Origin of the sequence: Ferrimonas sediminum (assembly GCF_900100175.1) — a bacterium.
Lineage (GTDB): Bacteria > Pseudomonadota > Gammaproteobacteria > Enterobacterales > Shewanellaceae > Ferrimonas > Ferrimonas sediminum.
Genome location: NZ_FNEM01000003.1, coordinates 86268 through 99651, shown reverse-complemented (window position 1 = coordinate 99651; position 13384 = coordinate 86268). Strand labels below are relative to the sequence as shown.

Annotated in this window: 13 protein-coding genes; 4 read left to right on the top strand and 9 right to left on the bottom strand. The window is 58.6% G+C overall.

What is annotated here, in order from left to right; genetic code table 11:
• Together mnmA and rluE are read right to left on the bottom strand one after the other, a co-directional pair.
• The gene (gene mnmA / locus BLT77_RS04830) at positions 1–1104 is read right to left on the bottom strand and encodes a tRNA 2-thiouridine(34) synthase MnmA (protein ID WP_090362879.1); all 1104 of its coding nucleotides are present in this window, start codon (positions 1102–1104) and stop codon (positions 1–3) included.
• A gap of 156 nt (positions 1105–1260) precedes the next feature.
• The gene (gene rluE, locus BLT77_RS04825) at positions 1261–1875 is read right to left on the bottom strand and encodes a 23S rRNA pseudouridine(2457) synthase RluE (RefSeq protein ID WP_090362876.1); all 615 of its coding nucleotides are present in this window, start codon (positions 1873–1875) and stop codon (positions 1261–1263) included.
• A 209-nt stretch (positions 1876–2084) separates the two neighbouring features.
• On the opposite strand from rluE, the gene icd reads away from it, so the two are divergent.
• A complete protein-coding gene (gene icd, locus BLT77_RS04820) occupies positions 2085–3338 on the top strand; it encodes an NADP-dependent isocitrate dehydrogenase (protein WP_090362873.1) in 1254 nt (417 codons plus the stop codon).
• Positions 3339–3411: 73 nt separating this feature from the next.
• Here icd and cspD read toward each other — a convergent pair whose 3' ends face one another.
• Positions 3412–3618 carry a cold shock domain-containing protein CspD gene (cspD, locus tag BLT77_RS04815; protein WP_090362870.1) on the bottom strand — a complete coding sequence of 69 codons (207 nt, stop codon included), beginning with the start codon at positions 3616–3618 and terminating at the stop codon, positions 3412–3414.
• Between the two features lie 195 nt (positions 3619–3813).
• Between cspD and clpS the strand changes: the two genes are divergently transcribed.
• Together clpS and clpA are read left to right on the top strand one after the other, a co-directional pair.
• Positions 3814–4128 (top strand): ATP-dependent Clp protease adapter ClpS, encoded by a 315-nt coding sequence (gene clpS, locus BLT77_RS04810; RefSeq protein ID WP_028113559.1) that lies wholly within the window; start codon positions 3814–3816, stop codon positions 4126–4128.
• Between the two features lie 34 nt (positions 4129–4162).
• The gene (gene clpA / locus BLT77_RS04805) at positions 4163–6439 is read left to right on the top strand and encodes an ATP-dependent Clp protease ATP-binding subunit ClpA (RefSeq protein WP_090362867.1); all 2277 of its coding nucleotides are present in this window, start codon (positions 4163–4165) and stop codon (positions 6437–6439) included.
• 116 nt (positions 6440–6555) lie between these two features.
• On the opposite strand, the gene infA is transcribed toward clpA, so the two are convergent.
• The 3 genes from infA to aat all read right to left on the bottom strand — a co-directional run bounded on the left by infA (position 6556) and on the right by aat (position 8436).
• Positions 6556–6774 carry a translation initiation factor IF-1 gene (gene infA, locus BLT77_RS04800; RefSeq protein WP_028113557.1) on the bottom strand — a complete coding sequence of 73 codons (219 nt, stop codon included), beginning with the start codon at positions 6772–6774 and terminating at the stop codon, positions 6556–6558.
• Positions 6775–7031: 257 nt separating this feature from the next.
• Positions 7032–7730, bottom strand: coding sequence for an arginyltransferase (locus BLT77_RS04795; protein WP_090362864.1), 699 nt, complete (start codon positions 7728–7730; stop codon positions 7032–7034).
• Complete coding sequence (gene aat, locus BLT77_RS04790; RefSeq protein WP_090362861.1) at positions 7723–8436, bottom strand: leucyl/phenylalanyl-tRNA--protein transferase; 714 nt, start codon at positions 8434–8436, stop codon at positions 7723–7725. The genes BLT77_RS04795 and aat overlap by 8 nt, the downstream gene beginning before the upstream one ends.
• A gap of 77 nt (positions 8437–8513) precedes the next feature.
• On the opposite strand from aat, the gene BLT77_RS04785 reads away from it, so the two are divergent.
• On the top strand, positions 8514–8954 hold the full coding sequence (locus BLT77_RS04785; RefSeq protein WP_245709882.1) for an outer membrane lipoprotein: 441 nt from the start codon (positions 8514–8516) through the stop codon (positions 8952–8954).
• Between the two features lie 47 nt (positions 8955–9001).
• Here BLT77_RS04785 and cydC read toward each other — a convergent pair whose 3' ends face one another.
• The 3 genes from cydC to trxB all read right to left on the bottom strand — a co-directional run bounded on the left by cydC (position 9002) and on the right by trxB (position 13363).
• Positions 9002–10651: a heme ABC transporter ATP-binding protein/permease CydC gene (gene cydC / locus BLT77_RS04780; RefSeq protein WP_090362856.1), complete on the bottom strand. Its 1650-nt coding sequence runs from the start codon at positions 10649–10651 to the stop codon at positions 9002–9004.
• Complete coding sequence (gene cydD / locus BLT77_RS04775; RefSeq protein ID WP_090362853.1) at positions 10644–12335, bottom strand: heme ABC transporter permease/ATP-binding protein CydD; 1692 nt, start codon at positions 12333–12335, stop codon at positions 10644–10646. Before cydD ends, cydC begins: the two co-directional genes overlap by 8 nt.
• A 68-nt stretch (positions 12336–12403) precedes the next feature.
• Positions 12404–13363, bottom strand: coding sequence for a thioredoxin-disulfide reductase (trxB, locus tag BLT77_RS04770; protein ID WP_090362851.1), 960 nt, complete (start codon positions 13361–13363; stop codon positions 12404–12406).
• Between the last annotated feature and the right edge of the window lie 21 nt (positions 13364–13384).

Genomic DNA, 13384 nt, shown 5'->3' with positions numbered 1-13384 from the left:
TTAACGAATGACTGCGTCGATAATGCCACCGCCCAGGCACACGTCGCCGTCGTAGAACACGGCAGACTGGCCCGGAGTCACGGAGGAGACCGGCTCGTCAAACAGGACTTCAAGGTCGCCATTATCCAATACCTTGATGGAACAAGGAATATCTTGTTGGCGATAACGGGTTTTAATACTTAATTTGCTGCCGTCGGCGGGCCCGCAGCGATCGACCCAGTGCAGCTGGTTGGCCACCAGGCCGTTGGAGAACAGCCGCGGATGATCGGCGCCTTGAGCTACCACCAGCACGTTGCGTTTCAGGTCTTTGTCCACCACATACCAAGGCTCGGCGCCGGACTCCTTCATGCCACCGATGCCCAGGCCCTTGCGCTGGCCCAGGGTGTGATACATCAAGCCCTGATGGGTACCGATGCACTCGCCGTCCACGGTTTCGATGTCGCCGGGCTGGGCGGGCAGGTACTGGGCCAGAAAATCGGTGAATTTGCGCTCACCGATAAAGCAGATGCCGGTGCTGTCTTTTTTGCCGGCGGTGACCAGACCCTGCTCTTCGGCAATGCGGCGTACTTCCGGTTTTTCGAGATCGCCGACGGGGAACAGGGTTTGCCCGACCTGCTCGCTACTCAGGGTATACAGGAAGTAGCTCTGGTCTTTGTTACTGTCCAGGCCCCGTAGCATCTCGAAGCGGCCGTCGGCGGTCTGACGGCGGCGGACATAGTGGCCCATGGCGATGTAGTCGGCGCCCAGCGCTTCGGCAGAGAACTCCAGGAATGCCTTAAACTTGATCTCTTTGTTGCACATGATGTCTGGGTTGGGGGTGCGGCCCGCTTTGTACTCCTCGAGGAAGTACTCGAACACGTTGTCCCAGTATTCGGCAGCAAAGTTGATGCTGTGCAGAGTGATTCCCAGCTTGTCACACACCGCCTGGGCATCGGCCAGATCCTGGGCAGCGGCGCAATACTCTTCGGTATCGTCCTCTTCCCAGTTTTTCATAAACAGGCCTTCGACCTGATAGCCCTGTTGCATCAGCAGGTAGGCGGACACGGAGGAATCAACGCCGCCGGACATGCCGACGATCACCTTCTTGGAACGGTTATCTGACATAGACACGCTATTTCCGAATAGAGTAAGTGCAAAAAGAAAAATGCGCCCATTTGTGCGCGGGCGCAGATTTTACCATGAATTGGCCATATGGGGCTATTGGCGAATGGCTTCAAGGGGGCAATCAAAAAATGTTCGTCAGATTCGAACCGTCGCCCCTTACACCTGCCGGTAGTCGCCGCTGTCGAGACCGTCGAGGGTCCAGTTACCCATTCGATAGCGAATCAGCCTCAGGGTCGGGTGACCGATGTGGGCGGTCATGCGCCTCACCTGGCGGTTGCGTCCCTCTATCAGAGTGATGGCCAGCCAGCAGGTTGGAATCGACTTGCGCTCCCGAATGGGGGGGGTGCGGGGCCACAGCATGGCCGGCTCGTCGATGCGCTCTACTTTGGCCGGCAGGGTAGGGCCGTCATTGAGGGTGACCCCCTGACGCAACTGGACCAGGGCGTCATCGCTGGGCACCCCTTCCACCTGAACCCAGTAGGTCTTGCTGGTCTTTTTGCCTGGCTGGGTCAGTTTGGCCTGCAGCTGACCGTCGTTGGTCAGCACCAGCAGGCCTTCGCTGTCCCGGTCGAGGCGCCCGGCGGCGTACACCCCCTCGACGGGAATGTAATCTTTAAGGGTGGCTCGATTGGCGTCATCGGTAAATTGCGTCAATACGTCGAAGGGTTTGTTGAACAGCAGCACCTGCCGGGGGCCGCGAGGGCGTTTCGGTCGTGGCGCGGGTCGCTGTCCAGGCCGCTTGGCGGCTTTGAATGGGCGTTGTTTTTGCATGGCGACAGTGTACCGGTCTTTGCGTTTGGGGACTAGACCAAGGTGCAATGGAGCCTGGTTCGGAGCTGGTGAATACTGGCGAACAGTTCACCGGCTGATCGTTTCTAAAATAAGCGGAATGTTTTATGATGACGGCGAATTGTGACAAAGCTCAAACTGCCGGTCGCAGAGTCGGCCGCACATTAAGCGCAAGGAAAAAGGAGAATAACATGGAGTCAAAGATTGTCGTTCCTGCCGAAGGTCAGAAGATCACGGTTACCGACAACGGTGCGCTGAACGTCCCCAATGAACCCATCATTCCATTTATCGAAGGCGACGGTATCGGTGTGGATGTGACCCCGCCAATGCGAAAAGTCCTGGATGCTGCCATCGAAAAAGCCTATGGCGGTGAGCGCAAGATTCACTGGATGGAGATCTACTGCGGTGAGAAATCCACCCAGGTGTATGGCGCCGATACCTGGTTGCCAGAAGAGACCCTGGAGGCGGTCAAGGATTACGCTGTGGCCATTAAGGGCCCGTTGACCACGCCGGTGGGCGGCGGTATCCGCTCTTTGAACGTGGCCCTGCGTCAGCAATTGGATCTTTATGTGTGTTTGCGTCCGGTTCGCTATTACAGCGGTACCCCAAGCCCGTTGAAGCAGCCTGAGCTGACCGACATGGTGATCTTCCGTGAGAACAGTGAAGATATCTACGCCGGTGTCGAATGGCAGGCGGGCACGGCCGAGGCCGACAAGGTGATCAAGTTCCTGACCGAGGAGATGGGCGCCACCAAGATCCGCTTCGAAGATAACTGCGGCATCGGCATCAAGCCGATCTCCAAGGCCGGCACCGAGCGCCTGGTGCGGGCGGCGATTCAGTACACCATCGACAACGATCGCGATTCACTGACCCTGGTGCACAAAGGCAACATCATGAAGTTCACCGAGGGGGCCTTTAAGGACTTCGGTTATGAACTGGCCCAGCGAGAGTTTGGCGCCGAGCTGCTCGATGGCGGACCCTGGTGCAAGATGACCAACCCCAACACCGGCAAAGAGATCATCATTAAAGATGTGATTGCCGATGCCTTCCTGCAGCAAATTTTGCTGCGTCCGGCGGAGTATGACGTCATCGCCACCATGAACCTCAATGGCGATTACATCTCCGACGCACTGGCGGCTCAGGTGGGCGGCATCGGCATCGCTCCTGGTGCCAACATCGGTGACGGTGTGGCGCTGTTCGAAGCGACCCACGGCACCGCGCCCAAGTACGCTGGCCAGGACAAGGTGAACCCCGGCTCTCTGATTCTTTCCGGTGAGATGATGCTGCGCCACATGGGCTGGATCGAAGCGGCGGATCTGATCGTCAACGGCATGGAAGGGGCGATTGCCGCCAAAACCGTGACCTATGACTTCGATCGCTTGATGGACGATGCCACGCTGCTGAGCTGTTCCGAGTTTGGCGATGCCATCATCGACAACATGTAATTGAGGGTGATAAACCCGCTTACATAAAAAAGCAGACCCTCGGGTCTGCTTTTTTTCGGCCTTCGGCCAGGTGTTACTTGGCGGGGGTGATGTTTGAAGCGTGCATGCCCTTGGGGCCCTGCTCTATTTCAAATTCCACAGTTTGGCCAGCTTTCAGCGTGCGATACCCTTCCATCTGGATGGTGGAGTAGTGCGCGAACACGTCCTCGCCGCCAGTCTCTGGGCAGATAAATCCGAATCCTTTGGCGTTGTTAAACCACTTAACCGTTCCGTTAGCCATACCTCGACTTCCTTCCATTGTCTTGAATCGTCTTGTAATCGTCTGGTTTCACCCATATAACAGAGATAGGAATGAAACATAGCGGCCAACTATGATGTTGACTCCCTATCTATTAACAAATGGATAACATGGGAGTCAAGACTTTATTACCGCACAATCTTCAACAAATCGACCCAAAGTGACTACGCTTTTACTATGAGCAGAGAGAGCCAAACAGATTTTGTTGTTGAAAAGGAATCTCAACAACAGGCGGTAGAGCCACCCCCTCAGTACAAAGTGATACTGAACAACGACGACTACACCCCCATGGATTTTGTGGTACTGGTCCTGCAGAAATATTTTTCGAAAACAGTTGAACAAGCAACGGAAATAATGCTTGCGATCCACTATCAGGGAAAAGGCGTATGCGGTTTGTATACCCTGGATGTGGCCGAGACCAAGGCTGCCCAGGTCAACCGCTACGCCCGTGAAAACGACCACCCTCTGTTGTGCTCAACAGAGCGCGTCTAACAGGCATGTGCAACGTAACTCAGGGGAAATCTATATGCTGAACAAAGATCTCGAATTGACCTTGAATAACGCGTTTCAAAGGGCCAAAAGCAGCCGCCATGAGTTTATGACCGTGGAGCATCTGCTGCTTGCCCTGCTGGACAATCCGGCAGCCAAAGAAGCCCTGGAAGCCTGCGGCGCCAAGCTGGTGACCCTCAAGCAGGAGATCGAGGGCTTCATTGAGCAGACAACGCCACTGATCCCCGAGGACGACGAGGAGCGTGAGACTCAACCTACGCTCGGCTTTCAGCGAGTGCTGCAGCGGGCGGTTTTCCATGTCCAGAGCAGCGGCCGCAATGAGGTGTCCGGTGCCAATGTGCTGGTGGCCATCTTCAGCGAGCAGGAGTCCCAGGCGGTGTACCTGCTGCGAAAATCCGATGTAACCCGCCTCGACGTGGTTAATTTTATTGCCCATGGGGTGGTCAAAGGCGGCAGCGACGAGCTTGATGCCAGCAATGACGGCCCTCAGGACGAGATTCAGAGCGAGGAGTCTGGCGAGGGCAGCGAAAAGCTGGAGAACTTCGCCACCAACCTGAACGAACAGGCCCAGGCCGGCCTGATTGATCCGCTGATTGGCCGGGACTCCGAGCTGGAGCGGGCGATTCAGGTGCTGTGCCGCCGCCGCAAAAACAACCCTCTGCTGGTGGGGGAAGCCGGGGTCGGTAAAACCGCCATTGCCGAAGGCATGGCCTATCGGATTGTGAATGAGCAGGTACCTGAGGTGATGAAAAACTGCATCATCTTCAGCCTCGACATGGGCTCGCTGCTGGCGGGCACCAAATACCGCGGTGACTTCGAGAAGCGCTTCAAGGCGGTGCTGCGGCAACTGCAGCGGCGCAAGAACGCCATCCTGTTTATCGATGAGATTCACACCATCATCGGTGCCGGCGCCGCCAGTGGCGGCATGATGGATGCTTCTAACCTTTTGAAACCACTGCTATCCAGCGGTAAGTTGCGCTGTGTCGGCTCCACCACCTACCAGGAGTTCCAGGGAATCTTTGAGAAAGATCGCGCCCTGGCGCGCCGATTCCAGAAGATTGACGTGGTCGAGCCCAGTGTGCCGGAGACCATTCGCATTCTGCAGGGGCTGAAAGAGCGTTACGAACAGCACCATGGAGTACGCTATACCCAGTCGGCCCTGACTGCCGCCACCGAACTGTCGGCCAAGCACATTAATGAACGTCACCTGCCGGATAAAGCCATCGACGTCATCGATGAGGCCGGGGCCCGTATGGCGCTGTTGCCACCCTCCAAGCGTAAGAAGACGGTGTCGGTGACCGACATCGAGAGCATTATCGCCAAAATCGCCCGCATCCCGGAGAAGTCGGTGTCGGCGTCGGATAAGGATCTGCTGGCCAACCTGGATCGCAACCTGAAGCTGGTGGTGTTCGGCCAGGATCAGGCCATCGATTCGCTGACGGCGGCCATTCGCCTGTCTCGCAGTGGCCTGGGCAATGAAGACAGGCCTGTGGGTAACTTCCTGCTGGCCGGTCCGACCGGGGTGGGGAAAACCGAGATCACTCAACAGTTGGCCAGATTGCTTGGGATTGAGCTGATTCGGTTTGATATGTCCGAGTACATGGAGCGTCACAGCGTCAGCCGTTTGGTGGGCGCCCCTCCGGGCTACGTTGGTTACGATCAGGGTGGATTGCTGACCGATGCCGTGCTCAAGCAACCCCACAGTGTGGTGCTGCTGGATGAGATTGAAAAAGCGCACCCGGATGTCTATAACCTGCTGTTGCAGGTGATGGATCACGGTACTTTGACCGACAATAACGGTCGCAAGGCGGACTTTCGTAATGTGATTCTGGTGATGACCACCAATGCCGGGGTGCAGGAGACGGTGCGTAAGTCCATTGGCTTCCGTCAGCAGGATCACAGTCTCGATGCCATGAGCGAAATTAATCGGGTGTTTACCCCTGAGTTTCGTAACCGTCTCGACTCCATCGTCTGGTTCAATCACCTGGATATGCAGGTGATCGCCAAGGTGGTGGATAAGTTCCTGGTGGAGCTGCAGGCGCAGCTGGACGATAAGGGCGTGACCCTGACTGTGGATGAGGATGCCCGGGTCTGGATGGCTGAGAAGGGTTACGATCAGAACATGGGGGCTCGCCCCATGAGCCGATTGGTGCAGGAGCAGCTGAAAAAGCCGCTGGCCAATGAGATTCTTTTCGGTCGTCTGCAGCAGGGGGGCGAGGTCAGCGTCTGCGTGAAAGCGGACGAACTGTGTTTCGATTACTCCAGTGAGGACAGCACCGTTACTGAAACCTGATAGGGCCACCGCCCTCGGAGGCGGTGTGCTCCGGCCACTAAAAAGCCCAGCATCGAGCTGGGCTTTTATTTTAATCGGTCTGTGGCGCGAGTGCATCGCGCAGTCGGAACAGGCGATTAACGGGAGCGGAAGACGATGCGGCCCTTGGTCAGGTCGTAAGGAGTCAGAGCTACAGTAACGGTATCACCAGTCAGGATACGGATGTAGTTCTTACGCATTTTACCAGAGATGTGGGCGGTAACAACGTGACCATTTTCCAACTCAACACGGAACATAGTGTTAGGTAGGGTTTCCAAAATGGTCCCCTGCATCTCAATACTGTCTTCTTTTGCCATTAAATGGTTATCCTGTTACGAAACAAAAATCGGGCGTATCATGCCGTAAAAACCGGCCACTGTAAAGTTATACCCATCAGCGGCGAAATGCGCGCTTCATCAGGCTGTTCAGCGGCTTTCCTTCGCAGCGGTCGAAAGCTGACACCTGTTCCAACTATACGCCACATCGGCGCTCCCCGCCCAGTTTCCCCTGCCGGTGTCACCAACTTTGTCTCTGTACTCTGGCAGGTTAAACAGACAGGCATGATGTTGCATTATTAATCAATGGCTTGCCATCCTCCTGTGACGAGAACCTGGTAGGGCCGATAGTGAGTTTTGTAGGCCATTTTCCGGCACTCATCGATCTGATAGCCCAGGTACAGAAAGGCTTTGTTCCGTTGTTGTGCCAGCTCCAGCTGTTTGAGAATGCCCAGTACTCCGAGGGAGCGCTGGGCCAGATCCGGTGCAAAAAAGGTGTAGACCGCCGACAGGGCATGCTCCAGTTCATCGGTGACCGCGACCAGTACCAGACGGCCATCCAATCGAGCCTCCAGATAGCGTTGCGGCAGCCAGGAGCAGGGCAGGAACCGGTTGAACTGCTCGTCGGTGGGCGGAAACATGGGGCCGTCGTGGTGTCGAAGGCGAATGTAGTCGTGGTACAGGCGCCGATGCTCATCGGTGGGGGTGTCCACCTGGCTCCAGATCAGATCGCGGTTTTTGGCCAGGATCCGTTTTTGCGAACGGCTGGGGCGAAAGCGGGCGGCTTCTACCCGTATCGGCTGACAGGAACGGCACTCGGGACAGTGAGGCCGGTAGACGTCACTGCCACTGCGACGAAACCCCAGTCGCATCAACCCCTCGAAGTGAGCCGGCGTCATCTTGCTTTGGACGATGAGCAGCTGCTCCTTCTTCTCCGGCCGGTAGCTGCAGTCGAACGGCTGGCTGAGTCCCACGGGCAGGCGGCTGACTTCAGACATCTAACTCAATCTCCCGGGTCTGCCACTGACTGGCGCAGACAGGCTGATCCCGGTGCCTGGCCAGCAGGTTGAGAAACCGATCCCGCGACAGGGTTCTGGCTCCCAGGTTAGCCAGGTGAGCGTTGGGAACCTGGGCGTCAATCCAGTCGATGCCACACTGGTGCAGGTGATGGTTGAGGGCCCAGAAGGCCACCTTGGAAGCGTCAGTCTGGCGGTGAAACATCGATTCGCCGCAAAACAGTCCGCCCACCCGCAGGCCATACAGCCCTCCAACCAGTTGGTCGCCATCCCAGACCTCGATGGAGTGGGCGACCCCCATCCGGTGCAGTGTCAGGTAACTTTGTCGCATGGCCGCGCTGATCCAAGTGCCGTCCTGTTTGGCCCGGGGGGCGGCGCAGCCATCGATGACGGCGGCAAAATCCCGATTCAAGGTTATCTGCCACCCCGCGCGGCGTAGGCTCTTTCGAAGGCTTTTGCCGGCATGGTGATCGTTTACCCGGAACACGGCCCTGGGATCCGGCGACCACCACAAAATGGGCTCATCGGGATTGAACCAGGGAAAGATGCCACTGTGATAGGCCTGTATCAAACGCTTCGGTGACAGGTCGCCGCCGATGGCCAGCAGGCCATTGGGGTCATTCAGAGCTTCCTGCGGGGTAGGAAACCAGTGACTTTCAGTATTCAGGTAACGGACAACTTTAACCATAAGGCGTACTATTAAACCGTGTATCTATTAAAGTTAGCGAAAAAATCATGTGGGTGAAACGAGGATTACTGGCTTTGATGCTGTTGGTGACGGTGCAGGCCCAGGCTCAGGTCTACAATCGCAACCAGGCGGTGCCGGTTCAGAAGGTGGATTATGCCACAGTGGAATCTGTGCGCCAGGTGACGCAGGATGAATTGGTGGAGGATCGCAACCGGGGCTGGAAAACCTTTGGCGGTGCCCTGGTAGGCGGTCTGATTGGCAACCAGTTTGGTGGTGGATCGGGTAAAGACGTGGCAACCGTGGTCGGGGCGCTGCTGGGCGCCGGTATGGTACACAACAATAATCCGGCCTATCAGGTGCGGCAGATTCGGCTGGTGGAGCTAATAGTGAAGACCGAGGCCGGAGAGCAGCTGATGGTGTTGCAGGATCGGGACCCCAGCATGCTGTTCCAGGCCGGGGATGAAGTCCGGCTGGTGTACCTTCAGGGCGGCAGTGTCCGGGTGGACAAGGCGATGTAACACTCCGCTAAAGACAAGGGCGCCTGCAGGCGCCCTTGTTGTCTGGGTCAGGACCGAATCTGCCCCTGCTCCATGTGTAGGATCCGATCCATCTGCGCCAGTCCCGCCTGCTTATGGGTGACGTAGATGATGCTGCGGGTCCCTTGCAGCAACTGCTTGAGCACCTCGCCCTCGGTGGCATCGTCCAGTCCTTCTGTGGGCTCATCCATCAACAGCAGCTGTGCCGGGTGCAGCAGTGCCCGGGCCAGACCGATGCGGCGGGCTTCACCACCGGACAGCTGACGCCCGCCCTCTCCCAGCCACTGATTCAGGCCCTCCCCGTCCAGCAGGGCACTCAGTCCGACCTGGGTCAGCGCCTGAGTCAATTGGGCGTCGCCGGCGTCGGGGCTGGCCAGTAGCAGGTTGTCCCTCAGGCTGCCATTGAAGACGTGCACCCGCTGCTCGACAACACAGAGCTGTTGCCGCAAGGCCGTTTCGGACAGCGACTCCCACGGGGTGTCATTGAGGCGGATCTGACCGGATTGGGGTTGCCACTCACGGCTGAGCAGGCTGAGCAGGGTGGATTTGCCGCAGCCGGTTTTGCCCACCAGAGCGATCTTCTCCCCCGGTGCCAATGTCAGGGACACGCCGTTGACCGCCGGATTGGGACTGCCTGGGTAGCTGAAGTGGAGCTTGTCCAGGGTGATGCTGCCCTGCTGCCAGTCGGCATCGCCGAAGCGGACGCTGGAGCGCTGTTCCAACACCGGTTTCAGTCGCTGGGCGGCATTGACGGTGTGGCTCAGGTGCTGAAAGGCACCGGCGACCGGAATCAGGGCTTCAAAACTGGCCAGGGTGACAAAGGCGATCAGCGCCAGCAGCGGCCCCGGAGGCGCCGCGCTGCCCACCTGATCGGCGGCCAGGTACAGCATCAGCACCAGCGTCCAGCCGTTGAGCAGTTGCAACAGGGCCTGGGACAGGGCCGTGACCCGGGTCAGCCTGGCCTGGGCGCCAATCAGCTGGTTTTCGGCGGAGTGAATCTTCTGCCTCTGGTTGGCGGTGGCGGCGTAGACACTGAGTTCGGTCTGGGCGCTGATGAGATCCACCAGTTGCTGCCGCAGCAGACGGGTGCTGTCGCCGAGCAGCTGGCCGGGACGGCGGCCCAGGCGGTAAAACAGCAGCGGCAGCAGTACCAGCAGGCTCATTAGCACGGCGCCGAGCGTCAGCGCCAGCTGAGGGTCGAAGCTGGCCACCAGCAGGCACACCAGTGCAATGGCCACCAGGGCGGCAATCAGCGGTGAGATCAGCCTCAGGTACAGGTGATCCAGGGTGTCGACGTCGGCCACCATGCGGTTGAGCAGGTCGCCATCGCGCAGATCACTGCGATCCGCCGGGGTAAGGGGAGCCAGGACCCGGAAGAACCGGTCGCGAAGATCGGTCAGCAGCCGAAAGGTGGCGTCATGGCTGACGACCCGCTCGGCCCAGCGAGCCGCGGTACGCAGGATGGACAGGCCACGAACGCCACCGGAAGGGTACATGTAGTTAAACTGTCCCCGGGTGGCAACCACCAGGCCGGCACTGGCCGAGGCGGCCAGAAACCAGCCTGACAGAGACAGCAGGCCGATGCTGGCACATAGGGTGAGAACAGCCAGAAACACCCCCAACAGCATGGGTTTCCAATGGGGACGGAACAGAGCCACGAAGGGCAGTAAATCACGCATCGGTGTGCTCCTTGGCAGTCAGGGTGACCACGGTGTCCATCTCGTTGAGGCTGTCACGGCGGTGACTGATCATCACTACGCTTTTGTTGACCCAGTGTTGCCTCAGCCCATCCATCACCAGTTGTTCACTGCGCTGATCCAGACTGGCGGTGGGCTCATCCAGCAGCAGCAAGGGCGCGTCCTTGAGCAAAGCCCGGGTCAGGGCGATGCGCTGGGCCTGACCGACGGACAGGCCGCTGTTGCGATCGCCCACCTTGTGCTCAAGACCCTGGTCGAACTGGGCCAGGGCCTGATCCAGATGAGCGTGTTCACAGGCCTGCCGCAGGCGGGCGTCATCGATGTCGCAACGCCCCATCAGCAGGTTGTCACGGACGCTGCCGTGCACCAGGGCCGGATTTTGGCCCAGCCAGCTGTAGTGGCGCATCCAGGGGTCGCGACTGAGTTCCCGGACCTCGATGCCATCAACGGTGAGACTGCCCTGGTAGGGTAACAGTCCCATCAGGGCTTTCATCACCGAACTCTTGCCGGCGCCGGACGGGCCCACCAGGGCCAGTTTGTGCCCGGGAAGCAGTTCAAAGTCCACAGGCTGAGTGAGCGGGGTGTGGTCGTGGGCACAGACTACCAACTTTGAGGCGCGGATGTGCATCGGTGAGTCGGCGTCGAGGCGGCGGTCGCCCTGATTGAGTTCGGACTGATGATCCAGAAAATCGACGATGGACTCGGCCGCGCCCAGCGCCTGGGCTTTGGCGTGATAAAACGCCCCCAGATCCCGCAGCGGCTGATAAAACTCCGGAGCCAGCAGCAGCACCAGAAAGCCGGTAAACAGGGTGATGCCAGCGCCATAATGGCCAAAATCCAGGTGGCCCAGATAGCTGAAACCAAAATAGACCGCGATCAGGGCGATGGAGATGGCGGCAAAAAACTCCAGTACCGCCGACGACAGGAACGCCATTCTCAGCACCTCCATGGTTCGCTGCCGAAACTCGTCGGAGGCATCACGCAGGGTGTCGGCTTGGGACTGGGCTGCGGCAAACTGGCGGATGGTACTCATACCGCGTAACCGGTCCAGGAAGGTACCGGATAGTCGTGCCAGGGCCTGAAAGTTGCGTTTATTGGCGTCGGCGGCGCCCATGCCGATGATGGCCATAAACAGCACGGTCAGCGGCGCGGTGCCCAGCAGGATCAGGCCGGCGATCCAGTTGATGGGAAACAGCAGCACCAGAATCATCAGCGGAATCAGTCCGGCCAGCATCATCTGCGGCAGGTACTTGGAGAAGAAGTCCTGCATCTGCTCGGTCTGTTCCAGCAGCATGGTGGTCCAGGCACCGCCACTTTTGCTGCTGGCAAAGGCCGGACCGAGACGGTCAAGCTTATCCAAAATCGCCCGGCGGGTGTTGTGGCGCACCAGCGATCCGATGCGGAAACTGGCCACTTCCCGGCCAGCCAGGGCCAGGGATTTTGCGGCGATCAATGCCGCGAGCAGGAGGAAGTCATTGGTGAGTGTGGTTTTGTCGACCTGCTCAATCACCAACTGATGCAGCAGGTTGGCCAGTACCCAGGCCTGACCGATGATGCAGATGCCGGCCAGCAAGCCGAAGCCGATGGTAAGCAGCAGCCAGCTGCGGGCGGGCCTGGCGGCCCCGCGCAGCCAGCCATTGAGTTGGCGCTGTAACGCTTTGTCCATAGATTCTTCTTTGACAAACAATAAGAGGGAGACCGGCTCCCTCTTGATTCAGGTGGAAAGAGCCGACTTTATTGGTCGGTCAGGGCATCCAGGTAGCGCTCGGCATCCAGGGCCGCCATGCAGCCGGTGCCGGCGGAGGTGATCGCCTGTCGATAGCTGTGATCCATCACGTCGCCAGCCGCAAAGACGCCGGCCACCGAGGTGGCGGTGGCGTTGCCCTCCAGGCCGCTCTGTACCAGGATGTAGCCGTCTTTCATCGCCAATTGGCCGTCGAAGATGCCGGTGTTAGGCTGATGGCCGATGGCGACAAACACGCCATCCACGGTCAGCTCTTCGGTGGCGTCGGAGCGGGTGTCTTTGATACGGGCGCCGGTAACGCCCATCTCATCGCCCAGCACCTCATCCAGGGTACGGTCGGTGTGCAATACGATGTTGCCGTTTTCCACTTTGTCCTTCAGGCGTTTCATCAGGATCTTTTCGGCCCGGAAGCCTTCGCGGCGATGAACCAGGTGCACTTCAGACGCGATGTTGGACAGATACAGAGCCTCTTCGACTGCGGTATTACCGCCACCGATTACCGCCACGGGCTTGTTGCGGTAAAAGAAGCCGTCACAGGTGGCACAGGCTGAAACGCCGCGGCCCTTAAACGCCTCTTCCGAGTCCAGTCCCAGATACTTGGCGGAGGCACCGGTGGAGATAATCAGGGCATCACAGGTGTACTCGGCGCTGTCGCCTTTGAGGCGGAACGGGCGGGTGCTTAGATCCACCTCATTGATGTGGTCGAACAGAATCTCGGTATCAAATTTTTCCGCGTGCTGCTGCATCCTCTGCATCAGTGCCGGACCGGTCAGGTCACTGGCGTCACCAGGCCAGTTCTCCACCTCGGTGGTGGTGGTCAACTGTCCGCCTTGCTGCATGCCGGTGATCAGCACCGGGTTCAGGTTGGCTCGGGCGGCGTACACCGCTGCGGTGTAGCCGGCGGGGCCGGAACCTAGAATTAAAAGGCCACAGTGTTTTACCTGGCTCATTAGGGTCTCCATCCTTTTATA

Coding starts and splice junctions, on each gene's coding strand:
- mnmA (WP_090362879.1), bottom strand. CDS start 1,104: ATGTCAGATAACCGTTCCAAGAAGGTGATCGTCGGCATGTCCGGCGGC.
- rluE (WP_090362876.1), bottom strand. CDS start 1,875: ATGCAAAAACAACGCCCATTCAAAGCCGCCAAGCGGCCTGGACAGCGA.
- icd (WP_090362873.1), top strand. CDS start 2,085: ATGGAGTCAAAGATTGTCGTTCCTGCCGAAGGTCAGAAGATCACGGTT.
- cspD (WP_090362870.1), bottom strand. CDS start 3,618: ATGGCTAACGGAACGGTTAAGTGGTTTAACAACGCCAAAGGATTCGGA.
- clpS (WP_028113559.1), top strand. CDS start 3,814: ATGAGCAGAGAGAGCCAAACAGATTTTGTTGTTGAAAAGGAATCTCAA.
- clpA (WP_090362867.1), top strand. CDS start 4,163: ATGCTGAACAAAGATCTCGAATTGACCTTGAATAACGCGTTTCAAAGG.
- infA (WP_028113557.1), bottom strand. CDS start 6,774: ATGGCAAAAGAAGACAGTATTGAGATGCAGGGGACCATTTTGGAAACC.
- BLT77_RS04795 (WP_090362864.1), bottom strand. CDS start 7,730: ATGTCTGAAGTCAGCCGCCTGCCCGTGGGACTCAGCCAGCCGTTCGAC.
- aat (WP_090362861.1), bottom strand. CDS start 8,436: ATGGTTAAAGTTGTCCGTTACCTGAATACTGAAAGTCACTGGTTTCCT.
- BLT77_RS04785 (WP_245709882.1), top strand. CDS start 8,514: ATGCTGTTGGTGACGGTGCAGGCCCAGGCTCAGGTCTACAATCGCAAC.
- cydC (WP_090362856.1), bottom strand. CDS start 10,651: ATGCGTGATTTACTGCCCTTCGTGGCTCTGTTCCGTCCCCATTGGAAA.
- cydD (WP_090362853.1), bottom strand. CDS start 12,335: ATGGACAAAGCGTTACAGCGCCAACTCAATGGCTGGCTGCGCGGGGCC.
- trxB (WP_090362851.1), bottom strand. CDS start 13,363: ATGAGCCAGGTAAAACACTGTGGCCTTTTAATTCTAGGTTCCGGCCCC.